The 22,002-nt window shown below is 69.0% G+C and carries 21 protein-coding genes; 10 read left to right on the top strand and 11 right to left on the bottom strand.

Annotated features, from left to right (window positions below; translation table 11 throughout):
* Window positions 1–405: 405 nt before the first annotated feature.
* From HD595_RS32975 to HD595_RS46970, 8 genes are all read right to left on the bottom strand, one after another.
* Window positions 406–2,028 (bottom strand): YfjI family protein, encoded by a 1,623-nt coding sequence (locus tag HD595_RS32975; RefSeq protein ID WP_253775861.1) that lies wholly within the window; start codon window positions 2,026–2,028, stop codon window positions 406–408.
* A gap of 447 nt (window positions 2,029–2,475) precedes the next feature.
* A complete protein-coding gene (locus HD595_RS32980; RefSeq protein ID WP_253775863.1) occupies window positions 2,476–3,276 on the bottom strand; it encodes a hypothetical protein in 801 nt (266 codons plus the stop codon).
* Between the two features lie 145 nt (window positions 3,277–3,421).
* Entirely contained in the window at window positions 3,422–3,916 is a 495-nt protein-coding gene (locus HD595_RS32985; RefSeq protein ID WP_253775865.1) for a hypothetical protein, read from the bottom strand.
* Window positions 3,917–3,962: 46 nt separating this feature from the next.
* The gene (locus HD595_RS32990) at window positions 3,963–4,121 is read right to left on the bottom strand and encodes a hypothetical protein (RefSeq protein WP_253775867.1); all 159 of its coding nucleotides are present in this window, start codon (window positions 4,119–4,121) and stop codon (window positions 3,963–3,965) included.
* A gap of 503 nt (window positions 4,122–4,624) precedes the next feature.
* Window positions 4,625–4,966, bottom strand: coding sequence for an HNH endonuclease (locus HD595_RS47310; protein ID WP_420540728.1), 342 nt, complete (start codon window positions 4,964–4,966; stop codon window positions 4,625–4,627).
* A gap of 272 nt (window positions 4,967–5,238) precedes the next feature.
* Complete coding sequence (locus tag HD595_RS32995) at window positions 5,239–5,673, bottom strand: hypothetical protein (protein WP_253775869.1); 435 nt, start codon at window positions 5,671–5,673, stop codon at window positions 5,239–5,241.
* Between the two features lie 23 nt (window positions 5,674–5,696).
* Window positions 5,697–6,041 carry a hypothetical protein gene (locus HD595_RS33000; protein WP_253775871.1) on the bottom strand — a complete coding sequence of 115 codons (345 nt, stop codon included), beginning with the start codon at window positions 6,039–6,041 and terminating at the stop codon, window positions 5,697–5,699.
* Between the two features lie 14 nt (window positions 6,042–6,055).
* A complete protein-coding gene (locus tag HD595_RS46970) occupies window positions 6,056–6,406 on the bottom strand; it encodes a helix-turn-helix domain-containing protein (RefSeq protein ID WP_308211289.1) in 351 nt (116 codons plus the stop codon).
* Between the two features lie 68 nt (window positions 6,407–6,474).
* On the opposite strand from HD595_RS46970, the gene HD595_RS33010 reads away from it, so the two are divergent.
* Window positions 6,475–7,062, top strand: a complete 588-nt coding sequence (locus HD595_RS33010; RefSeq protein WP_253775875.1) for a hypothetical protein — start codon at window positions 6,475–6,477, stop codon at window positions 7,060–7,062.
* Between the two features lies 1 nt (window position 7,063).
* On the top strand, window positions 7,064–8,269 hold the full coding sequence (locus HD595_RS33015) for a tyrosine-type recombinase/integrase (protein WP_253775877.1): 1,206 nt from the start codon (window positions 7,064–7,066) through the stop codon (window positions 8,267–8,269).
* A 237-nt stretch (window positions 8,270–8,506) separates the two neighbouring features.
* Here HD595_RS33015 and HD595_RS33020 read toward each other — a convergent pair whose 3' ends face one another.
* The gene (locus HD595_RS33020; RefSeq protein ID WP_253775879.1) at window positions 8,507–8,854 is read right to left on the bottom strand and encodes a hypothetical protein; all 348 of its coding nucleotides are present in this window, start codon (window positions 8,852–8,854) and stop codon (window positions 8,507–8,509) included.
* 168 nt (window positions 8,855–9,022) lie between these two features.
* On the opposite strand from HD595_RS33020, the gene bla reads away from it, so the two are divergent.
* Window positions 9,023–9,982, top strand: coding sequence for a class A beta-lactamase (gene bla, locus HD595_RS33025; protein ID WP_253775881.1), 960 nt, complete (start codon window positions 9,023–9,025; stop codon window positions 9,980–9,982).
* Between the two features lie 24 nt (window positions 9,983–10,006).
* On the opposite strand, the gene HD595_RS33030 is transcribed toward bla, so the two are convergent.
* Together HD595_RS33030 and HD595_RS33035 are read right to left on the bottom strand one after the other, a co-directional pair.
* The gene (locus HD595_RS33030; RefSeq protein WP_253775883.1) at window positions 10,007–10,894 is read right to left on the bottom strand and encodes an NAD(P)-dependent oxidoreductase; all 888 of its coding nucleotides are present in this window, start codon (window positions 10,892–10,894) and stop codon (window positions 10,007–10,009) included.
* Between the two features lie 94 nt (window positions 10,895–10,988).
* Window positions 10,989–12,158: an ROK family transcriptional regulator gene (locus HD595_RS33035; RefSeq protein ID WP_253775885.1), complete on the bottom strand. Its 1,170-nt coding sequence runs from the start codon at window positions 12,156–12,158 to the stop codon at window positions 10,989–10,991.
* Between the two features lie 172 nt (window positions 12,159–12,330).
* Here HD595_RS33035 and HD595_RS33040 point away from each other — a divergent pair, with 172 nt between their 5' ends.
* Genes HD595_RS33040 through HD595_RS33070 form a run of 7 tightly spaced genes read left to right on the top strand, consistent with a single transcriptional unit; the run spans window position 12,331 to window position 21,911 of the window.
* A complete protein-coding gene (locus HD595_RS33040) occupies window positions 12,331–13,638 on the top strand; it encodes a glycoside hydrolase family 36 protein (protein WP_253775887.1) in 1,308 nt (435 codons plus the stop codon).
* Window positions 13,635–14,519 carry a carbohydrate ABC transporter permease gene (locus HD595_RS33045; protein ID WP_253775897.1) on the top strand — a complete coding sequence of 295 codons (885 nt, stop codon included), beginning with the start codon at window positions 13,635–13,637 and terminating at the stop codon, window positions 14,517–14,519. Before HD595_RS33040 ends, HD595_RS33045 begins: the two co-directional genes overlap by 4 nt.
* Before the next feature lie 10 nt (window positions 14,520–14,529).
* Window positions 14,530–15,348, top strand: coding sequence for a carbohydrate ABC transporter permease (locus tag HD595_RS33050; RefSeq protein ID WP_253775899.1), 819 nt, complete (start codon window positions 14,530–14,532; stop codon window positions 15,346–15,348).
* Window positions 15,349–15,364: 16 nt separating this feature from the next.
* On the top strand, window positions 15,365–16,675 hold the full coding sequence (locus HD595_RS33055) for an ABC transporter substrate-binding protein (RefSeq protein WP_253775901.1): 1,311 nt from the start codon (window positions 15,365–15,367) through the stop codon (window positions 16,673–16,675).
* A gap of 28 nt (window positions 16,676–16,703) precedes the next feature.
* Window positions 16,704–18,272, top strand: coding sequence for an alkaline phosphatase D family protein (locus HD595_RS33060; protein WP_253775903.1), 1,569 nt, complete (start codon window positions 16,704–16,706; stop codon window positions 18,270–18,272).
* Between the two features lie 10 nt (window positions 18,273–18,282).
* Window positions 18,283–20,247, top strand: coding sequence for an NPCBM/NEW2 domain-containing protein (locus HD595_RS33065; RefSeq protein WP_253775905.1), 1,965 nt, complete (start codon window positions 18,283–18,285; stop codon window positions 20,245–20,247).
* 14 nt (window positions 20,248–20,261) lie between these two features.
* Window positions 20,262–21,911 carry a beta-N-acetylhexosaminidase gene (locus HD595_RS33070; RefSeq protein ID WP_253775907.1) on the top strand — a complete coding sequence of 550 codons (1,650 nt, stop codon included), beginning with the start codon at window positions 20,262–20,264 and terminating at the stop codon, window positions 21,909–21,911.
* Window positions 21,912–22,002: the final 91 nt, after the last annotated feature.

A 22,002-nucleotide genomic window follows, 5' to 3' on the forward strand; every position in this document is an offset into this window, starting at 1 on the left:
GGAAGCTGAGCGATCACGCTTAGGGCATTTGCGCTGCGCGTCCGCTCACGCGTGTCTAACGGAGTCACAGCTACCAGATCCTAGTTCGCCTAGCGCGCATTCGCTGGAGGAGTACGCCCCTCAACTTCATAACGTCCTGGGAGGTGATGCCCTTGCAGACAGGCAACCCTCTCGGATGGAGTCCCACCCGCACAGAAGCCGCGGCTACCAGATCTTGAGGTGGGCTGAGACCTACATCGTTCAGCCTGACGGCCCCAACAACGGCCCACCTGGAAGCATTCGCCGCCAGGCTCTCGCGTCCGGCCGATGGCCGCGTACGTCTGCCAGTTCACGTACCAGTCTCCGGGATGACGTACCAACGAACAGGCCCCAGCCCGAAAGCCCGGGGCCTGTTCTGGCCGATAGTTAGGCAGCTACCTCAGGCGTCGGGAAGAGCGTCGCAGCGTCGCTCTTGGCACGGCTCCTGCGCGGCGTCTTGACCTTGGCCGCCTTGTCCTCCTGGGGCACGCTGGCAGCGGCCTGGCCAGCCATCATGCCCTTGAGGATCTCCTGAAGCATCTCCGCTCCAGCAGGAGAGGACAGGAAGGCCCTCACGGCCCCCTCCGAGACGGCGGGCTCTTCGGCGGCCTGCTCCATCGGCTCAGGCTCAGGCGTGACGCTTTGTGCGGCGTCGATCTCGTCCCACTCGTCTGCGCTCAGGTAGGGCAAGAACGCGGGAGTCTCCTCAGGAGCCGTCTCCTCCTCAGCGTCCGACTCGGCAGATTCCTCCGTAACAATCTCCGGAGTCACCTCCAGGTCGAGTTCGTTCGTTTCTTCGGCGATCGCTGACTCAACGTAGATGTAGCGCATGCTCGGACGGCCCCCGGTGCCCTTGGCACTGTGCCCCTTGACCACCTCGATCGTGTCAAGCTGCGCCACGATCTCCCTAAGGTCGGCCGCCTTGATGTTCAGGGCTCGATAGATTTCGGTGGCCGTGCGGCCAGCGTCTCCGGCTTCCCTCACGAAGTTCTCGACCTTCACGGCCAAGCTTGCCTCCTCCGAAGCTTCAGCTTCGGGGAGCACGTAGGCGATGGTTTCGATGGAGTAGCAGACCAGCGCAAGGGAGGCATCAAAGTCGCGCTCGCTGATCTCGTCTCGCCGCTCCGACAGGGCGAACAATCCGGCCAGCCGAATCATGTAGGCCATGGCCCGTTCGGCGTACTGGCTCATGGCCTCGGTTGAGATCATGGCTTCCACGATGGGCCGGTGCTTGGCCTCGAACACGCGGGCCACGTGCCCCGGCACGGTCACCGTGTCCACCTGTCGGGCGAAGTCGCCAGCCTGCCTCAGGGCACGGGCAGCCTGCCGGATGGCCTCGTGAGCGTCGGACGACTCGAACACGGGCAGCGTCTTGGACTGCTGCACCCACACCGGCAGGAGACGGTTCCACGTGCCCCCTGTCGCGTCCTTCCCACCGGCGACCGCAGCCCAGTTGCGGGGCTGCACGTGCATCGTGAGGCCCAGGTGGGGACGCCTCACCCTCAGGTCATCCATCTTGGTCTTGTGCGCGATGGTCTGGGCGTCGAACGCCTTGCGGAGGTAGACGCCCACTTTGGCATCCCGGCGCGCGTTGGACAGCAGCGCGTCTCCCTCCTCCTCGATGAACCAGACCGGGTTGGCCAGCGTGCCCTCTGCCCGTTCGGCGAGTTCGGCGATGAACCCCAGGCCCGTGGCCGGAAGCCCTTCCACCACACTCTCCTCTGCGAAGGATGCGAACGCCGCTTCCACCACGCGCCTGGCGATGCCGGTTGCCGTGCCTTTCCTCCCGACACCACTACGCCCGACCAGCACGCCCCACAAGGCCAGCGGGGAGGAACCCTTGCCCGTCTCCACGGTCGGCCCATAGCCGATGTAGGCGCTGTAGGCCGACATGAGGGAGACCATGACGCCGACCTTGGACCCTTCGGTGAAGGGGTCGAGTGCATCGGTGATACGACCGAAGAGCCCGTGGAACGCCTCGTTGGAGATAACAGGAGCATTGCTCTGCATGGCTTGATAGCCTTCCCTTGTCGGCCCCAGAGCGGTTGAGACGCCAATCCTTGCGCTCTGGGGCTGGTCTATGTCTGACGCTGGTTTCTCCGTCCCGAGTTTGTTCGTTAACTCGGTTGCATCGGAGCCAGCGCCGAGAAAGCTAGCCATTCGAGTTTTGTCTGTCAACAGAAAACTACGAAACCGCTGGAAAATCGGTGTTTGTTAGTTCGTTGCCCACACCCTGGGGTAATGCACTTTCGTTGAGGCCGTGGACCCCGACAGGGGGTGGTTCCTCCGACCAAGTACGAGTCTGGGACTTTTCCGGGAAGGCGACAAACATGCTCCGACCTGGAGCATTGCCCGCCCTGAGGGTGGAAGAATTTACAAAACTCCCCAGCCCGGCAAACAAGAAAATCCCCGAACCCTTCCATTGGGCTCGGGGATTCTTGCATCGCAAGGATTAACTTAGGCAGTCCACTTCACAGCGGCCTTCACGAGGCCTTCGGAATTCTGCACGGCGACGTTGGGTGCGGTGGGCTGCTTGCCGCCAGGGAAGGACAAGACCCGTGCCCCGTACAGGTGCAGAGCGTCAATCTGGTCGCGCCGGTACTTCTCTACCGGCTGGCTCCGGAAGTCAGTGAACTGGCTGGCGTACGTGGTGAACGCCTTGTGCCCGGCCAGGATGTCCACGCCGGTTGGCATGGCCGTGGTGGACAGCAGCGTGAACCCGGCCAGGTGGGCAATCACGCCGTTGGCCGTGGCCCCAGCTTCACCAAGGGCGGCAGCGTTGGCCACGTCGGGGGCACGCATCAGGTAGCGCTTGGCCGTGGGCGAGACAACGACATAGCGGCCTGCGGGCACGTCACTGCCGTCGAGCTTCTCCATCATGTCGAAGATGGCTTCCAGCAGCGCCTCACCCTTGGCCACGCTCGTGGGCAGACCGCTCACATTGACCTGCGGCAAGCTGGACGCAGACGCTGCGATGGTCGCGCCAACGAACGTGTCGGTAGAGGTCGCGAGAGCGCGGATGGATTCCAAAGTGGCCGGCGCCGCCAAAGCGCCGGCTACCTGAACCGTCTCGATGTTGCGCACGTAGAAGGCCACGTAATCGGCCTCGGTGATGTCAAGGTACTGCTCAACGGTCTTCAGGTCTTCGATCGTCATTCCGGCCACGTCGTTGTACTTGCCCACGTTGGGCCGGATGAGGCCGTTGACCACCATCCGGTCACCCTGGGCGGTGATGTCGCCCTCGTAGTCGGTGTTCACGACCAGAGGCGAAGCCCACACAAGCAGCGGATCAAACTGGGTGAGAAGCTCGCTGCTCCACTCGGTGGGAACAAACGCATGCGTGCCTGCATGCGCGTATGCGGGGATCGGGGTAATTGCCAAAGAGAAATCCTTTCAATTGGGCTTAGCGGCGTGCTCGCGCGTCCAGCGACACGCCACGCTGGGCGGGTGCGCCTGAGCTTTGAGGGCCGATGCCCACATCCTGGGGATACGCGGGCTTCTTGGTCACAGAACCGAACGAAGTAACAAACTCTGCGATCGCGTCAAGGTCGGCCGTTCCTTCCCCAGTGAGGAAGGCGGACATGTTGAGCTTGGACATCGCGTCTGGGGCCAGCTCCATGCCGCGCTGTTGGGCGGCATGCTGGAGATGAATCTCGGCCAGCTTCAGAGCATGCTCTTGCTGCATCACGGTCATGGCCTGTTCCAGTTCCGTACTCTTGGCCGTTGCGGCCTCCAGTTCGGCGCTGGCGGCCTTCCAGCGAGCTTCGTTGGTCCGACTCAGGCTCTTCCATTTATCGGCCTCAGAATCGAACTGAGCGCCTTCTGGGGGCGCTTCGGCCACCTGATCCATTTCGGTGTCGATGATGGCTTCAGCGGAATTGCTAGGCGAGTCATCCATTTCGGCTACTCCCTTCGATGGTCAATCGCGTTTTCCCTGTCGGGGCTTACCACGTGCGCATGCGCAGCTCGTCATGGTCCGGCGCTGCCTGCCACGCGTAGGTGAGCGATCGAGGGTTGTCCAGGTCGCCGATCACGGACACGATGCGGATGGCGGGGTCCAAGTCGCCGTCTCGCCAGGCGGCGAGGATATCCAGAGCGCTCATGGTCTCAAGGTGAGCATGGGTAATCATCAGTGGCGTTCTCCAAACTGTGTGATGTGGGCATGAAGAAGGCCCTCGGCACGAGGTCACCGAGGGCCTTCAACAGCCTATGCATGGATGAGGAGAGCCGAGGTATCTCTCCCTACTCTGTATTAGAGGGGGAAGTTTTTATTTGTGCGAGAAACCTCACCTCACTAGAGTTCGTATCTCCCAAAGGACATCATCACAACGTAGCGAGCAGTACGGATGGAACCTCTCGTCTTCAATCCTTGTGCCGCACGTCAGGCATAAGCCTTCGGCGAGGCGATAGCGCTCCCGCGCTTGCTCACGATCTCGTACACGCTTAGCGGCCTGACGACACTCAACCGAGCAGTACCGACGCCACGGGCCTCGGCGGCCGGAGCCAAGCTGTCGCGTCTCCTGCACCCGCTGACTGCAGTGCCCACAGCGGAACACCTGAGTGACGTAATCGCCGATCCTGCGATGCCGGGCCATATCTCTCCCCATTACCGCCGAGCGCGATCACGCGACGACTTAGCCGCGTGGCACGCCCGATGGGCACTACGAAGGTTGCCGTAGTCCCAACCGCCGTTGTCGGCTACGGCGGTGACGTGATCCACCTCATTCGCACCGGCCAAACCACACAAGTAACAAACTCCAGCATCACGCTTGAGAACCGCCCTGCGGCGGCGGTTCCAATCCTTCGGCCGAGACAGATTCCTCTTGGACGTGACTGCCCACGGCTTGCGGCGGTGGGCGGAGCACTTACCTTCGCCGCGTACGGCGATCTGATGACAACCACTCTCATTGCAAATCTTGTTAGCCAGGGCCAACGGCCCTCCAATCATATAATTAACTATCAATCCATGGCAGCCCCAAAGGCTGCCTTGTGGTAACTAGTTGGGCCTTCCGGCTAGGGCCTCCAGGCCCCACAACTTAAACAATGAACAACAGATAGGGCCAGCCCTTTAGGAGGCTGGCCCTACCTATGTTCGCTCGTCGTTCCTCCTCGCCGCGGTCAACTACTTCTTATAAGAGTGAGTCCCGCATTCTCCCAGGCCACGGTGATACCGATGGACAAATGCTGTCCATGCCGACCCTCCAGGGGACCGGAAATGCGTTATCCGGCCTTGCGCATGGTCGCCGCTACGCCCAGCCCGTCAACCAACGCAACAGGGTCAATCCAGCCGTCTGGCGTCCATGACAAGTCGTGACCATGCTCCGGGCAGGGCACTGGCGAATACTGAATGTCGGCATTCAGAAGCGTGAACGGAATCACCAGGCATCGCCGGTTGGACGCCGGGGCGAGAATCCCCGCCTCAATCAGATCCTTGATCAGTCGCCCAATCTGCCGATCCGAGTAGAGGGAGGTCTCCCCTGTGCTCCGATTCATTTTGGGCACCAGCGTGCGAAGCTCCTCGGCCTCGAAGTTGGCATGCCCGCCCTGGTAGGCCCGCCCCACCGCGATCAACCACATCCGGAAGGCCGGATCGAGCATAAGAGCCTGCGCGGCCTCTTGCGCCGTCCGCCGTCGAAGCTTCCACCACTGAGGCATATAGCGAGGGTGCCGTGCAGATTTCACAGCAACTCCCCATCAGCGTGGGGTGTGCCAGTGTGCGCCTCTCCACTACCGGAGGCGTACCCGTCGTCAAAAATTCGGAAAACCATGTCGATCGCGTCGCTGTCGGCAGCCTCTTTCGTCTGCCAATCCATGAACGCCTGCCCTTGGTCCCGAAAGGGCAGCAGGGCCTTCACGATCTCAGCAAAAGTGTTTCCATCACAGATCAGGCGGATCTCCATCTGGGTGTCTGCCTCGATCAGCAAAGGGCCTCCCGCGTACGTCAGTTCCCCGTTGATGAACTCAATGTCGAATTCCTCGACGGTCTCAAACGTGTTGTTCATTCGTGCCTCCTTGATGGTCATGCATTGAATTTTCTTCAGACGGTGTGCTTGTCCAGCCACGTCTCCACGTCCCGCCTCCGGAATCTCAGGTTCCGGCCGAACTTTTGGCCCTTCAGACCCCAAGGCTTCCATCGGTCATAGACCGTGCTCTTGGGCACGCCCAAGTAGGCGGCCACCTCCTCCACGCTCATCAGTCGGTTGCTTCCTCCGCTGGCCAATCGCTCTCCTCTCGCATGCGCCAGGCGCGCGTGGCCCGAGGCTCGTGCGCCTCGCATCGTGTCCGCTGTGCAGTTCTCAAGGGCATGCCCGTGACCGCCCGGACCGGGCGTGGCCTGGCGGCGCTTCCCGGCCCGGCGCGGCGGGCACACGACAGACTGGCAATACATGGGTAGCTTGTCAATATACCTATATAGGTGACTTGTCAGATCAACTGCTTATCCGTAGATTGATACGCATGACAGACCACACTGACGAACCCCAGGCACAGCACGGCCAGGCCACCACCGAGGTTGGCCCCTGGCTCGTCACCTACGCCTGGACCGACGACGCATCACAGGGAGGCCCCATGGAGTTGTCCATCAGGCCCAGGCCGGACGCAGACCCCGCAGAACTGGCGCGCGGGATCACCACAAGCACGCTGCGCGCGATCCCTCTCGCGAACGTCATCGAAGCCCGTAAGAAGGCCCAGGCGACCAACCAGCAGCGTCACAACTTCGTCCTGCACGCCGCCACACGAGAGATCAGGCGAATGGTCGAGGAAGATCCCCGACCCGGCAGCCGAGGACGACCGGATCTGTTCTACGTGATGGTCGCCTTCGCCTACGCAATCCAGGCCCTGCGCTCCAAGAGCCCCGTCAACGCACTGGCGCAAGCGACCGGAGCCGACCGGCGGACTGCCGAGAACTGGATCCGCCTCGCAAGGGAACGGGGCATGATCAGCGCCCCCACGCCGGGCATGCCGGGCGGAAAGTGGACCCCCAAGGCTGAACAGGTTCTCACCGAGTACATGGCCCAATCCAAGGAAGACGAGGGAACTAACTAACGTGGCCAGCCTGATCAAGAAATGCGAGTGCGCCGACACCAAAGCCGGGCGCACACTCGACCTCCGTAAGGCCGACGACCGCAAGAGCGCCGAACGATCCTGGAACAAGTGCGGACACTCCTGGGTGGTCCGCTACCGCCTCGGCGGGCGCGACGCCAAACAACAAGAGCAGTCCTACCCCCACCACATGCGCAAGGACGCCGAAGCGTTCATCCTGGAAATCAAGTCCGACAAGGTCAGCGGCTTACGCCGCGTCATCGACCCCAAAGCCGGGAAGGTCGTCTTCTCCGACTACGCCGACAAATGGCTCGCCGGACGCGTACTCAAGCCCAACACCTTGGAGCGCTACCGCTCCTACCTCCGCAACCACATCAAACCCGCCCTCGGCCACCTCAAGCTCAGCGCCATCAAGCGCCAGCACGTCAAAGACCTCATCGCCAAGATGCGGAACGACGGCTACGCCGCCAGCACGATCAACGGCTGCTACGCCGTACTCAACTCCGTGCTTGATGAAGCAGTGCGAGACAAGCTGCTCACCGACTCCCCATGCACAGAGATCGAACTCCCCTCAGCGGTCGGGAAGAAGGACTTCTACGTCCCCACCTGGGCGCAGATCGCCACGCTCGCCGACGCCATGCCAGCAGACTGGGCGGCGGCCATCTGGCTCATGGCCGGATGCGGCCTACGCATCGGCGAAGCACTCGCCTTCAACGAAGACTGCCTCCTCTTCGGCGGCCGGAGGATCAGGATCTCCCAGCAGGTCACCCAGAAACACGGCCTCGGCCCGCTCAAACACCGCGAGGAAGGCGAATACCGAGACGCTCCCCTCCCGCCCTTCGTCAACGCCGTCACCACCGCACACCTCGACACGCACGGCACCAACCCAGACGGCTACCTCTTCCAGGGCCGCAAGAACCCGTACGTCAACCACGAGGTGTTCCGGGTCAAGTTCAAGGCAGCCCTGAAGGCGGCGGGCATGCCCGAGGACTTCACCATCCACGGCCTCCGCCACGCCTACGCCTCCATGCAACTCTCCCAGGGCATCCCGATCACGGACCTGTCCCACTGGCTCGGCCACAAGGACATCAACGAGACCTACAAGACCTACGCCCACCTACTGGAGGAGGCATGGGATCGCGCCCTTGAGGTCATGGAAACGGCCTACCAGGAGGCCATCACGCCCGTTGAAGATCGCGCGGCGTGCTGACTATGTGCTGACTTCAGGAGGCCCCAATGGGCTGTCTACCTGGGACGTTTGCTCCCAGATGGCACATTCCCAGTATCGTCCACCACGCTGACGGCACAGCGGACGAAGCCCCAGCTCACGGCGGAAGCCGGGAGCTGGGGTTTTTCGCTGTCCCGGGTCGCTCGCTCCAGCGGCCGTGCCGGCCGATGCCGTATGTGCACGAGACCGGCGTCGTTCAGTCGCGCCGGCGTGGCCGCGTCATCCGGCGTCGCGGGGCGGATCTTCGCTGACTCGGTTATGGAGGGACGGTGGCCTTGATCCACGCGTGGCGCCACCGGATGTCTCCGGCTCCTCGCCGAAGGTGATCACGATGTACCGGCCGTTGGCGTAGCTGACCACGGGACGCCCTAGCAGGTCGCCCACCCTGCGGGCCACGCCCTGGAACACCTCCGTCATCTCCGGCGTGTCGGCGCTCACCCGGAACCGGCCCCCGGACCTCAGGTGCTCGGCGACGAGAGGGACGAAGTTCGCCTCGGCCCGGGTCCTCTCCTCCGCGCTGAGCGGGGTGCGCCGGGCGGCGGGCTGCGTGCCGGGAGGGTGCGTCATGGCTGATCTCCACGTGGTCGTCAGGGGGCCTCCAGCATGCCATCCGGCGCTCCCATATCCGTTTCCGTATGAGAAGCCGGCCCATATCGGTATTGGACAGATTGATCGGCTCTCTGGTCTGCTCTTCTGCGCACGGAGATCGCAACGAGCGACCAAGGGAGCACCCGCATGCGACATGTCCACCCCCTACGGAAAGTCCTGACGAGGCTGGGAGCGCCGCTTCTGGCGATCTCCACGGTCTTCGCCGGGGCGGTCGTCAGCGCGGGACCCCCCGCGGTCGCCGCCGTGGCCGCGCAGCCGCCCGGCGTCACGGCAGGCGACGTCGCCCGGCGGCTGCGCGAGCTGGAGACCGCCTACCACGGGCGCATCGGCGCGTTCGCCATCGACACGGGCACCGGGAAGACCCTCGCCTACCGGGCGCACGAGCGGTTCCCCAGCCGTTCCACGTTCAAGGCGATCGTGTGCGGCGCGATCCTCGACAAGGCGCGCCGGACCGACCCGGGCCTGCTGGAGCGGACCCTGCGGTGGACGAAGGACGACGTCGTCGTCGACTCGCCGATCACCGGCCTGCAGGAGAACATCGACAACGGCATGACCGTCGAGCGGCTGTGCCACGCGGCCATCACGGTCAGCGACAACACGGCCGGCAACCTTTTGCTCAAGCAGATCGGCGGACCCGCCGGCCTGACCCGCTACTACCGCTCCCTCGGCGACCCGATCGGCCGGCTGGACCGCTGGGAGCCCGAGCTCAACGACTGGAAGCCGGGCGAGCGGCGCGACACGATCATGCCCGCGCTCATGGCCCGGAACCTCCAGAAGATCACCCTGGGCGGCGCCCTGAAGGCCGAGGACCGCGACCGGCTGAACGGCTGGCTGCGCGCCAGCGTCACCGGGACCAAGCGCATCCGCGCCGGGCTTCCGGCCGACTGGACGGTCGGCGACAAGACCGGGGGCGGCGCCGGAGCGTACGCGCCCGGCAGCGACATCGCGGTCGCCTGGCCGCCCACCGGCGCGCCGATCGTCATCGCCGTCTACACCAACCGCACCGACCCGGACGCCACGATGGACAACGGCGTGGTCTCCGCGACGGCGTCCGTGCTGGCGCGCGGCCTCGGAAGGATGCCGTAACCGGCATAAGGCCCCCGGGCGCCCTCAAGAGGCGGAGTCGTCGAAGCTGGCGTAGTAGGAGGCGGCCATGTCGTCGCCGCCGTGGCCCTGGGCGGCGGCCCGGCGGAAGCGCTCGGCGCCCGCCGCCGCCACGTCGAGCCGGACCCCGGCCCCCTCGCCGGCCTGGACGATCAGCCGGGCGTCCTTCTCCGCCGTGGAGACGGCGAAGCTGGGCGAGCTGAGGTCGCCGTTCAGGATGAGCGCGGACTTGGCGCGCAGGTAGCCCATGTCGAGCGGCCCGCCCTCGACCGCGTCCAGCAGGCCCTGAGGATCCACCCCCAGGGCCTTGGCGAGGGACAGCGCCTCGGCCGTGCCGTGGGTGACGGCCAGGACCCAGCTGTTGACGACCAGCTTGAGGCGCGTCGCGCTCGCCCGCGCGCCGTCCTCGCCGGTCCAGACCGTACGGCTGCCGACGGCCTCGAAGACCGGCCGCACGGCGTCGCGTGCCTCGGCGGGACCCGCCGCCAGCACGACGAGCTGCCCGGCCTCGGCCGGCTGCTTGGTGCCGAGCACCGGCGCGTCGAAGAACGCCAGCCCCTGCTCGTCGGCGAAGGCGGCCAGCTCGCCGACGGCCTCGACCCCGGCGGTCGTGGACTGCGCCCACGCCATGCCGGGACGCAGGGACGGCGCCGCCTGGCGCATCGCGTCGAGCGTCGCCGGGCCGTCGTACAGGATGGTGAGCACGACGTCGGCGCCCTCCACCGCCTCGGCCGGGGTGCCGGCGACGTGGGCGCCCTCGGCGGCCAGGGGCTCGGCCTTGGCGCGCGTCCGGTTCCAGACGCGGACCCGGTGGCCCGCCCGGGCGAGGTTGCGGGCCATGGCGGCGCCCATGATCCCGGTGCCGAGAACGCTCACGGTGATGGCGTCGGCCATGACGCGACCTCCTGCTGCTGACGGCGCCACACGGTGGCGGATCCGGTCCGGTCCGATGCCCTTCGACCGTATCGGATGCGCCGATCAGGCCCGGTCAGCGGCCCGCCGGCTGGGGGAGGGGCAGCGAGGGGCCGGCGTCCGGCGTGAACAGGTGGCGGTCGAGGTGGTCCACCGCGTAGTCGATGGCCCCCATCACCACGCACTCGTCGCCCAGCGCCGACGCCCGCACCTCGGGCATGCGCAGGCACGCCCGCTCCAGCCGCTCGCGCAGCGGCCCGAGCAGCACGTCGGCCGAGCGGGAGAAGCCGCCGCCGAGCACCACGACCTGCGGGTCGAGCAGCAGCACCATCGCGGCCGTGCCCACGGCCAGGTCGTCCACGTACCGGCCGACGGCCGCCAGGGCCGCCGGGTCGCCGTCGCGGGCCGCCGCCAGCGTGAAGCCGGCCGCGTCCTCCTCGGGCGTGCCGGGCGGGACGACCGCGCAGGCGTTGAGGTGGTCGGGGGCGTCGTACCAGCGGGCCTCCGGCAGCATGACGATCTCCCCGGCCGCCGCGCCGAACCCCCGGTGGACCTTCCCGTCGATGATGAGGCCGGTGCCCATGCGCCGTCCCACGTGCAGGAACACCACGTCGCGCGCCCCCAGGGCGGCGCCGCGGCGGGCCTCGGCGAGGGCGGCCAGTCGGCTGTCGTTCTCCACCAGCACCTCGCACGGGAACATGCGCGCCAGCTCGCCCGCCAGGTCCAGGCCGCTCCAGGCGGGGATCGCGGCCGAAAACTGCACGCGGCCCTCGGGCGAGACGACGCCGGTGGTGCCGGCCGCCACGAGCCACAGGTCGGACACGGCCCGGCCGCTGAGCGCCAGGCAGCCGGACACCGCGCGCTCGATCGCGGCCAGCCGCTCCTCCAGCGGGTCGTCGGGGCGTACGGGCTGGCGGGTCTCGGCGAGGATCTCGCCGTCCAGGTCGGAGAGCGCGGCCCGGATGTTGTGCCCTCCTATGTCGACTCCCACGAGGTGCCCGCAGTCGGCGCGGAAGCGGTAGCGGCGGGCCGGCCGGCCCATGGTGCCGGGGCTCGGCGGCACCTCCTCCACCCAGCCCAGCCCGGCCAGCTCGTCCACGACCTCCTTGGTGGACGGCCGCGACAGGCCCGTCCGCTCGGCCAGCGCGGTCAGGGTGAGCGGCCCGGCCTCGCGCAGCGCCCTGATCGCGGCCAGCGCGTTGAGCTGCCTGAGCCGCGACAGGTCGCCGCCGCGGACGTTCGCCATCGCCGCTCCTAATGTAGGTCTCCTCTGTAACTGGCCATTATGCCAGCGTTCACCACCGGAGCACCCCACGTAGTGGGCGGCCATATCGTGCAATATCGGGCATTGACCCTGCCGATCACGCAGTGCTACTAATGAAGCGCTCCTTCGTAAGTGTGAGAGAGATGAGGGTCGGATGCCGTTCGCGGAGGTCGGCGAGATCAGGTGCGATCCGGAGCGGGGCCGGGTCTTCGAACACGGCTGGCAGTCGTGGAGCCCCACCGGTTCCTACCGGCTCGGCGAGACCCCGCCGCGCCCGGCGGACCGCAACGTCCAGACGATCTGCTACCGCCCGGAGACGCCCGCCCCCGACGGCGTCTTCCAGGGGGAGGGCCTGCTGGCGATCGACCCGGGCGACGGGCCGGTCGAGGTCTGGTCCGCGCCCGGCCCGCTGGAGGTCCCCTCCATCCGGGCCCGCCCCGAGGGCGACCGGCTCGTCGTCTCGGCCGACGGCCCGGTACGCCACACGCGCGCCGCCGACCTGGACACGGCCCTGCGCGACTGGGCCACCACCACGGCGGCGGGACACGTCCCGGAAGCCTTCCCCGCGGTGCCGCCCATGTGGTGCACCTGGTACGGCTACTGGGACAAGGTCACCGAGACCGACGTCCTCGACAACCTCCGCCTGCTGGAGCGCCACGGGCTGACGGCGGACATGATCCTCGTCGACGACGGCTACGAGGCCGGCATCGGCGACTGGCTGGACCCCCGGCCCGGGTTCGGCTCGCTGGAGCGGGCCGTCGGCGCCGTCACCGGGACGGGCCGGCGGGCCGGCATCTGGACCGCCCCCTTCCTGGCCGGCCACCAGAGCCGCCTGTACCGGGAGCACCCCGACTGGATGGTGGGCGGCGCCCACGCCGGCCGCATGTGGGACCAGGACCTCGCCGTCCTCGACGTGACCCACCCCGACGCCGCCGCCCACCTCGTGGGCGTCTTCCGCGCCTTCGCCGCGCTCGGCATCACCCACTTCAAGCTCGACTACCTGTACGCGGGGGCGCTGGCGGGCCGGCGGCACGAGGACCTCGACCCCGTCGCCGCGTACCGGCGCGGCCTGGAGCTGGTGCGCGAGGGCGCCGGGCCGGACGCCACGCTGCACGGCTGCGGCGCGCCGATGCTGCCCAGCATCGGCCTGGTCGACATCATGCGCGTCAGCCCGGACATCGCCCCCACGCTCCACCCGCGCTCGGGCGACATCAGCCAGCCGTCGCAGCTCGGCGCCCGCCTGACCGGCGCGGCCCGCGAGTTCCTGCACGCGCGGTGGTGGGTCAACGACCCCGACTGCCTCATCGTCCGCCCCGAGGTCGAGGCCCGCGAGCAGTGGGCCGCGCACGTCGAGGGGAGCGGCGGCCTGCGCGGCTCCAGCGACCCGGTCGCCGCCCTCGACGCCTGGGGCCTGGAGACCACCCGCCGCCTGCTGACGCCCACCCGGACGGACCCGTCGTGAGGGGCGGTCGCCGGCTCGGCGACTGGTACGCCTACCTGTTCGTCGGGCCCAGCCTGCTCGGCGTCGTCGCCTTCCTCCTGCTGCCCGTCGTCATCGTGTTCGCGCTCAGCCTGTTCCGCTGGGAGCTGCTGTCGCCGCCCGTCTTCGTCGGGCTGGAGAACTACGCGCGGCTGGCGGGCGACGGCGAGGCGTGGCACTCGCTCGGGGTCACCGTCCTGTACGTCCTGCTGTGCATCCCGCTGCAGACCGTCCTCGCCCTGGCGCTGGCCCTGATGCTCGACCGGCGGATCAAGGGCGTCCGGATCCTGCGGTCGCTGTTCGTGATCCCCTGGATGGCCACCCCCATCGTCATGGGCCTCGTCTGGGACTGGATCTTCGACCCGCGGGACGGCGCGCTCAACCGCGCGCTGGACCTGATCGGCGTGACCGGCCCGGACTGGCTGTCGGACCCCGCCTGGGCGCTGCCCGCCGTGGCGCTGGTCAACGTCTGGCAGCACACCGGCTACACCATGCTGTTCTTCCTGGCCGGCCTCCAGGGCATCCCCAAGGAGCTGTACGACGCGGCCTCCACCGACGGCGCCACCCCCGCCCAGCGGTTCTGGAAGATCACGTTACCCCTGCTCAACCCCACGATGTTCTTCGTCACGGTGACCAACCTGATCGGCGCCTTCCAGGTGTTCGACACCATCTTCGTGATGACCGACGGCGGTCCGAGCAAGAGCACCGACGTGCTCAACTTCCGGATCTTCGGCACCGCGTTCCGCGAGTTCGACTTCGGCTACGCCTCGACCCTGTCGATGCTGCTGTTCGCCGTCATCCTCCTGGTGACGCTGGCACAGGTCAGGTTCTTCGGCCGCCGCACCACCTACGACCTGAGCTGAGGGAGCACCGGTGACGACTCCGTTCAGGCGGACGGCGCTGTACGCCGCGCTCGCGGCCGGCGCGTTCGTGTCCGTCTTCCCGTACCTGCTGGTCGTGCTGACGGCGTTCAAGACGCGGCGCCAGCTCAGCACCACCGAGCCGTGGCTGCCCGGCCTGCCGCCGTCCACGGCGAACCTGGCCGAGATCCTCGGCGGCGACTTCCCGCGCTTCCTGCTCAACACGGTCGTGATGACGGTCCTGCTCACGCTGGGGCAGCTCGTCTTCACGACGTTCGCCGCCTACGCCTTCGCCCGGCTCCGCTTCCGGGGCCGCGACGTGCTGTTCTGGCTGTACGTGGCCACGATGATGGTGCCCAGCGCCGTCACCGTCATCCCGCTGTTCCTCATCATGCGCGAACTGGGAGCCGTCAACACCTGGTACGGCCTGCTCGCCCCGTACATCCTCGGCACCCCGTACGGCATCTTCCTGATGCGGCAGTTCTTCAAGAGCCTGCCCGGCGGCCTGGAGGAGGCGGCGCGCATCGACGGCGCGGGACCCCTGACCGTCCTGTTCCGGATCCTGCTCCCGCTGTGCCGGCCGGCCATCGGCACGCTGGCCATCATCACCGTGATCTCGTCCTGGAACAGCTTCCTCTGGCCGCTGATCATCACCAGCGGCGACGAGACCAAGGTCGTCACCGTCGCCATCTCCGCGCTCAAGGTCGGCATCGGCGTCGACCGCGGCCTCATGATGGCCGGCGGCCTGATCGCCCTCGCGCCGATGGTGGCGATCTTCATCTTCTTCCAGAAGTACATCGTCCGGTCGGTGGTCCTCACCGGCCTCAAGTGAGAGAGGTCAGCGAATCATGCTCACCCCCCGAATTCGCTGGGCCGCGTCCCTCGCCGGCGCCGCCGTGCTCACCCTGTCCGCCTGCGGCTCCGGCGGCTCGGACGGCGCCCCGGGAGGGAAGGTCACCCTGACCTACCGCCTGTGGGACGAGCAGCAGAAGGCCGGCTACGAGAAGGTCATGGCCGCCTTCGAGAAGGCCAACCCGGCGATCGACGTGCAGATCGAGCTGCTGCCCTACGACCAGTACTGGACCAAGCTCACGGCCGACGCCGTGGCCGGCACCGCGCCCGACGTCTTCTGGATGACGCCCACCCAGTTCCCCGAGTACGTCACCAAGGGCGTGCTCAGCCCCGTCCCGGTGGACACCGCGAAGTACCACAAGACCGTGGCGGAGGCCTTCACCTACCAGGGCAAGCAGTACGGCATGCCCAAGGACTGGGGCGTCGTCGGCCTGCTCTACAACAAGGACCTGTTCAAGAAGGCCGGCGTCGAGATGCCCGACACGCTGACCTGGAAGCCCGACGGGTCCGGCACGTTCCTGGAGACCGCGCGCAAGCTCACCGCCGACGCGGCCGGCAAGCACCCCGGCGACCCCGGCTTCGACCCCGCGAAGATCAAGACGTACGGCTTCCTGTCCTGGAACCACTACCAGACCCAGTGGATGAACTGGGTCAGCAGCAACGGCGGCAAGCTGCTCGACCAGCCGTTCGGCACCTACACCTTCAACGACGACGCGAGCGTGCAGGCGCTGCAGTTCGGCGTGGACCTGGTCAACAAGCACCACGTCTCGCCGCCCGCCACCCGCACCAACCCGCCCACCGGCAAGGCCACCGACATGTTCAAGGCCGGCGAGGTGGCGATGTTCCCCGCCAACAACGCGCTGCTGCCGTTCGTGGTGCCCGACGCCGCGTTCGAGGTGGGCGTCGCGCCCATGCCCGAGGGCCCGGCCGGGCGCTCGGTCAACCTCAACGGCCTGGCCGAGGCAGTCTACGCCAAGAGCAAGCACCCCGAGCAGGCGCAGAAGCTGGCCGTCTACCTCGGCACCGAGGAGCCGCAGAAGCTCATGGCCGACGAGGGCTACGCCTTCCCCGCGCTGAACGGGCTGGCCCAGGGCTACGTCGACCACTGGGCGAAGACCGCCAAGCTCGACGTGACCCCCTTCGTCAAGGAGGCCGAGGGCACCACGTTCCCCCTGCCGGTGACCACCGGCTTCACCGGGTTCGAGCCCAAGCTCAACCAGATCTTCAACGAGATGTACCTCGGCCGGCTCACCCCGAAGCAGGCCGCCGACCAGGCGGTCACCGAGGGCAACGCCACCATCAAATAACCACCGGCAAGTAGGGAGCCCCCCACCTATGATCACCCGGCGTGCGTTTCTCGCCGGGGGCGCCGGCCTGGGCGCCGCCGCCGCGCTGGGCGTCCCGCCCGCGCAGGCGACGGCCACCAGCGCCTCCACCCGCGCCCTCCGCCGCGCCCCCCTGTCCGACCCGTTCCGGCTCGGCGTCGCCTCCGGCGAGCCGGTCCCCGACGGCGTGGTCCTGTGGACCCGCCTGGCCCCCGACCCGCTGGCCGCCGACGGCCTCGGCGGCATGCCGTCGCGGCCCGTCGCCGTCCAATGGCAGCTCGCCAGGGACGAGAACTTCCGCCACGTCGTCCGGCAGGGCGTCGAGACGGCCCGGCCGGAGGAGGCCCACAGCGTCCACGCCGAGCCCGGCGGCCTCCAGCCGGGCGCCGAGTACTTCTACCGCTTCCGGGCCGAGGGCGAGATCTCGCCCGTGGGCCGCACCGTCACCGCCCCCGCCTCGGGCATCCGCAGCCGGGCGCTCAACCTGTCGTTCACCTCGTGCGCCGACTACCAGACCGGGTGGTTCACCGCGTACCGGCGGATGGCCGAGGACGAGCCCGACCTGATCGCCTTCCTCGGCGACTACATCTACGAGTACGGCGACTACAAGTACCCGGTGCGCGACCAGGCCGGTGGCGAGTGCCTCGACCTGGCCGGCTACCGGTTACGCCACGCCCAGCACAAGGCCGACCCCGAGCTCCAGCTCGCCCACGCGGTCGCGCCCTGGGCCGTGGTCTGGGACGACCACGACATCGAGAACGCCTGGGCCGGCGACGTGCCCGAGCAGCCCGACCCGCCCTTCCTCAGGCGCCGCGCCGACGCCTTCCAGGCGTACTACGAGAACATGCCGCTGCGCCGCGCCCAGCGGCCGCAGGGCTCGTCGCTGCGGCTGCACCGCACGCTGCGCTGGGGCGCCGTCGCCAACCTGCACCTGCTCGACACCCGGCAGTACCGCGACCTGTACGCCTGCACCGGCAGGAGCGGCACGGTCGGCGCCGACTGCGCCGAGCGCCTGGCGCCCAACCGGACGATCCTCGGCCAGGAGCAGGAGGCGTGGCTGGAGAGCCGGCTCAAGGACTCCGCCGCCACCTGGGACCTGCTCGGCCAGCAGGTGTTCATGATGGAGATGGACTGGACCAACGGCGAGGGCAAGGGCTACTCCAACGAGGGCTGGGACGGCTACGTCGCCTCCCGCGACCGGCTGACCGCCGCCATCGAGGCCACGAAGCGCAACGCCGTCGTCCTCACCGGTGACGTCCACTCCCACTGGGCCGGCGAGGTCAAGCGCAGCTACCAGGACCCCGAGTCGAAGTCCGTCGCCGTCGAGCTGGTCACCACGTCGGTGACCAGCGCCGGCGACGGCCTGGACGAGTACCCCAACACCGGGGTCCTGCTGGCCGAGAACCCGCACGTGAAGTTCTTCAACGGCCGTCGCGGCTACGTCCGCGCCAAGCTCACCGAGCGCGAGATGACCGTCGACTTCCGGTCGCTGTCGCGCGTCACCGAGCCGTACGCCCCGGCCTACACCTCCGGCTCCTTCGTCATCGAGCCCGGCACCCCCCGGCTCAACCAGGTCTGACGGGAACCCCATGCGCAAGCTCACGGCCGCCGCCGCGGCGGCCCTCCTCACGCTGGCCCTCCCGCCGTCGCCGGGCGCCGCCGCGGCGCCGGCCGGCGGCCCCCCGATGGGCTGGAGCAGCCGCTCGCTGGGCTGGACGGTGTCCGAGACGTCGGTACGGCAGGCCGCCGCCGGGCTCGCCGCCCTCGCGCCCCTCGGCTACCGCCTCGTCCTGATCGACGACTGCTGGCTCGCCCCGCAACGCGCGGCCGGCGCCCTCGCCCCCGACCCGGCCCGCTTCCCCGGCGGGATCAAGGCCCTGGCCGACCACCTCCACGGCCTCGGGCTCAGGCTCGGCCTCAGCCTGTCGGCCGGCACCAAGGCGTGCTCGGGCGGCGGCCCCGGCTCCTACCGCAACGAGGCCGCCGACGCCGAGCTGGTCCGGAGCTGGGGCGTCGACCACGTCAAGTACGACTGGTGCAACATCCCCACCGCGGACTTCCCCGGCCAGAACGTCCAGCAGATCGCCCAGACGCTCTACCCGCGCATGCGCCAGGCCCTCGGCGACTCCGTCGCCTTCGCCATGAACAACGAGGACGGCAGCACCGTCCCGTGGCTGTGGGCGAAGGACTCCGGGGCGGTCACCTGGCGGACCAACGTCTACAACCGGCCCCTGCCCGACGCCTACGCCTCCATGGTGGACGTCTGGGAGACCAACCAGCTCCGCGTCCAGTACGCCGGCCCCGGCAACTGGGCCGACCCCGACCTCATCCAGGCGGGCCGCGGCGGCATGACCGAGGCGGAGTACCGCACCCAGGTCACGCTGTGGGCCGTGGGCGCCGCCCCGCTCGTCCTCCAGGCCGACCCGGCCGCCGCCCCCAAGGCGGTCGTCGCCAACCCCAAGGTGATCGCCGTCGACCAGGACAGGCTCGGCGTGCCCGCCCGGCTCGTCCGCAGCGACGGCTGGTACCACGTCCTCGTCAAACCCCTCGACGGGGGCGACCAGGCGGTCGTGCTGTTCAACGAGAGCAACCGGGCGACCACGATCTCGTACCGGCTGCCCGCCGGCCGCTACCGCGCCGAGGAGCTGTGGAGCGGGCAGGTCGCCACCACCACCGGCGAGCTGTCCGCCCACGTGCCCGCCCACGGCGCGGTGATGTACCGCGTCGGCCCGAGCCGCGAGCAGGCCCCGCCGCTGCTCACCGTGGAGACCGACCCGCCGGCCTTCCTCGGCGACGACCGGCCCGGCACGCTCGAACCCGGCAGGCAGCGCGACGTCATCACCCGGGTCGTCAACTCCGGCGCCACCGCCCGGGCCCGCGACCTGCGCGTCACGCTCGCCGTGCCCGACGGGTGGACGGCCGAGGCGCGCACCCCCGCGACCCGCTCCCGGCTGGACGCGGGGGAGACGTTCACGGTCACCTGGGCGCTCACCCCGCCCGCCGGGACGGAGCCGCGCGCGTACGACCTGACCACCACGGCCGCCTTCACGGGCGGGACGGCCACCGGCACGGCCGTCGTGGCCGTCGCCCAGGCGCCGGGCGCGGGCCGCACGTACCTCAGCGACCTGCCGTGGACCTCCGCCAAGAACTACTTCGGCCCCGTCGAGCGCGACACCAGCAACGGCGACAAGGCGGCGGGCGACGGGCGGCCCCTCACGATCGAGGGCGTCCGGTACGCCAAGGGCCTCGGCGCGCACGCGCCCGCCGACATCGAGTTCTACACGGCCGGCCGGTGCCGGGGCGTGGAGTTCACCGCCGGGATCGACGACGAGGTGGGCCCGGCCGGCTCGGCCGGGTTCGAGGTGTGGGCCGACGGCCGCCGGGTCGCGTACACCGGCGTGCTGACCGGCGCGCAACCCGGCAAGAAGGTCACCGCCTCCGTGAGCGGCGCCCGGTTCGTGCGCCTGGTCGCCACCAACGGCGGCGACAACGCCACCTCCGACCACGTCGACTTCGCCGACGCCGCCATCACCTGCGACCAGGCGTCCTCCTAGGAGAAAGAGAGCACATGATCGTTCCCAAGCCCGTCCGGTACGAGCCCCGCCTCGGCCGATGGCTCCTCGACCGCGACACCGCGCTCGCCGCCGACCCGGCGCTCGGCGGGGTGGCCTCCTGGCTGCGGTCCGAGCTCGCCCCGGTGACCGGCGGCGAGCTCCTGCCGGGCGGTCCGGCGGCCCCGGGCGGGCCGGCGGTCTCCGGAGCGGGGCCGTCGGGGACGATCAGCCTGGTCCTGGCCGACCTGCCGCCCGAGGCGTACCGGCTCACCGTGGACACCGGCGGCGCCCGCGTCGAGGCGGGCGGCCCGGCCGGGGCGTTCTACGGCGCGCAGACGCTCCGGCAGCTCCTGCCGCCGCGCGCCTACCGCAGAGCGGGCGCCTCCGGCGGCGCCCCGCTGGAGGTGCCGGCCGTCCTCGTCGAGGACGCGCCGCGCTTCGCCTGGCGCGGCTGCGTGCTCGACGTGGCCCGCCACTTCCTGCCCAAGCGCGAGGTGCTGCGCTTCATCGACCTGATGGCCCTGCACAAGCTGAACGTGCTGCACCTGCACCTCACCGACGACCAGGGCTGGCGGGTGGAGATCCGGCGCTACCCGCGTCTCACCGAGGTGGGCGCCTGGCGCCGGGAGAGCCAGGTCGGCTGGAACGGCCCCATGGACGGCCGCCCGCACGGCGGCTACTACACGCAGGACGACCTGCGCGAGATCGTCGCCTACGCCGCCGACCGGCACATCATGATCGTGCCCGAGATCGACCTGCCCGGCCACACCCAGGCCGCCATCGCCGCCTACCCCGAGCTGGGCAACCTCGACGTCCCGCTGGAGGTGCGCACGACCTGGGGCATCGGGGTCAACGTGCTCAACGTCGAGGACTCCACCATCGCCTTCTTCCGGAACGTCCTGGACGAGGTGGTGGAGCTGTTCCCGGGGCCGTACGTGTGCGTGGGCGGCGACGAGTGCCGCAAGGACCAGTGGCGGGCCAGCCCCGCGGCGCGGCGCCGGGTCGCCGAGCTGGGGCTGCGCGACGAGGACGAGCTGCAGAGCTGGTTCATCCGCCAGTTCGCCGACCACCTGGCCGGGCGCGGGCGGCGGCTCGTCGGCTGGGACGAGATCCTTGAGGGCGGCCTGCCGCCGGGCGCGGTGGTCGCCTCCTGGCGCGGCGAGCACGGCGCGGTCGCCGCCGCCCGCCGCGGCCACGACGTGATCACCTGCACCGACACGTCCGTCTACCTCGACTACCGCCAGGGCCCGGGGCCGGAGGAGCCCGCGCCGTTCGGCACGGTGCTGACGCTGGAGGACGTCCACGCCTTCGAACCGGTGCCCGCGGCGCTGCGCGACGACCCGGCCGGGGCGCGGGTGCTCGGCTCGCAGTGCGCGGTCTGGACCGAGCTCATCGACTCGCCCCGGCGCGTGGACTACATGGCCTTCCCGCGGCTGGCCGCCTTCGCCGAGACCGTCTGGAGCCCCGCCGGGCGCGACCTGCCGGACTTCCGGGAGCGGATGGCGGCGCACCTGCCCCGGCTGGACGCGATCGGCGTGGAGTACCGGCGCGAGGGCGGCCCCCTGCCCTGGCAGACGCTGCCCGGCGTGCCGGGACGGCCGGAGGACGACGCCGCCTGGCAGGCCAAGATCGACGCCTGGACCCGCAACATCCGCGAGCCCTGACGCTCCGTCCGGATCGGACGCGCACGGGGCCGCGGCGGCCTTGCGGGGCACCCTCCGGCCGGGATCAGACGTGCACGGGGCCGCGGCGGGC

Source organism: Nonomuraea roseoviolacea subsp. carminata (assembly GCF_024172185.1).
GTDB lineage: Bacteria > Actinomycetota > Actinomycetes > Streptosporangiales > Streptosporangiaceae > Nonomuraea > Nonomuraea roseoviolacea.

Excerpts from the sequence above, each read along its gene's own strand:
- HD595_RS33010 (WP_253775875.1), top strand. The coding sequence starts at position 6,475 with ATGACAGACCACACTGACGAACCCCAGGCACAGCACGGCCAGGCCACC.
- HD595_RS32995 (WP_253775869.1), bottom strand. The coding sequence starts at position 5,673 with ATGCCTCAGTGGTGGAAGCTTCGACGGCGGACGGCGCAAGAGGCCGCG.
- HD595_RS33000 (WP_253775871.1), bottom strand. The coding sequence starts at position 6,041 with ATGACCATCAAGGAGGCACGAATGAACAACACGTTTGAGACCGTCGAG.
- HD595_RS33070 (WP_253775907.1), top strand. The coding sequence starts at position 20,262 with ATGATCGTTCCCAAGCCCGTCCGGTACGAGCCCCGCCTCGGCCGATGG.
- HD595_RS33035 (WP_253775885.1), bottom strand. The coding sequence starts at position 12,158 with ATGGCGAACGTCCGCGGCGGCGACCTGTCGCGGCTCAGGCAGCTCAAC.
- HD595_RS33030 (WP_253775883.1), bottom strand. The coding sequence starts at position 10,894 with ATGGCCGACGCCATCACCGTGAGCGTTCTCGGCACCGGGATCATGGGC.
- HD595_RS33040 (WP_253775887.1), top strand. The coding sequence starts at position 12,331 with ATGCCGTTCGCGGAGGTCGGCGAGATCAGGTGCGATCCGGAGCGGGGC.
- HD595_RS32985 (WP_253775865.1), bottom strand. The coding sequence starts at position 3,916 with ATGGATGACTCGCCTAGCAATTCCGCTGAAGCCATCATCGACACCGAA.
- bla (WP_253775881.1), top strand. The coding sequence starts at position 9,023 with ATGCGACATGTCCACCCCCTACGGAAAGTCCTGACGAGGCTGGGAGCG.
- HD595_RS33055 (WP_253775901.1), top strand. The coding sequence starts at position 15,365 with ATGCTCACCCCCCGAATTCGCTGGGCCGCGTCCCTCGCCGGCGCCGCC.
- HD595_RS33060 (WP_253775903.1), top strand. The coding sequence starts at position 16,704 with ATGATCACCCGGCGTGCGTTTCTCGCCGGGGGCGCCGGCCTGGGCGCC.
- HD595_RS32990 (WP_253775867.1), bottom strand. The coding sequence starts at position 4,121 with ATGAGCGCTCTGGATATCCTCGCCGCCTGGCGAGACGGCGACTTGGAC.
- HD595_RS47310 (WP_420540728.1), bottom strand. The coding sequence starts at position 4,966 with ATGATTGGAGGGCCGTTGGCCCTGGCTAACAAGATTTGCAATGAGAGT.
- HD595_RS33065 (WP_253775905.1), top strand. The coding sequence starts at position 18,283 with ATGCGCAAGCTCACGGCCGCCGCCGCGGCGGCCCTCCTCACGCTGGCC.
- HD595_RS46970 (WP_308211289.1), bottom strand. The coding sequence starts at position 6,406 with ATGTATTGCCAGTCTGTCGTGTGCCCGCCGCGCCGGGCCGGGAAGCGC.
- HD595_RS32975 (WP_253775861.1), bottom strand. The coding sequence starts at position 2,028 with ATGCAGAGCAATGCTCCTGTTATCTCCAACGAGGCGTTCCACGGGCTC.
- HD595_RS33020 (WP_253775879.1), bottom strand. The coding sequence starts at position 8,854 with ATGACGCACCCTCCCGGCACGCAGCCCGCCGCCCGGCGCACCCCGCTC.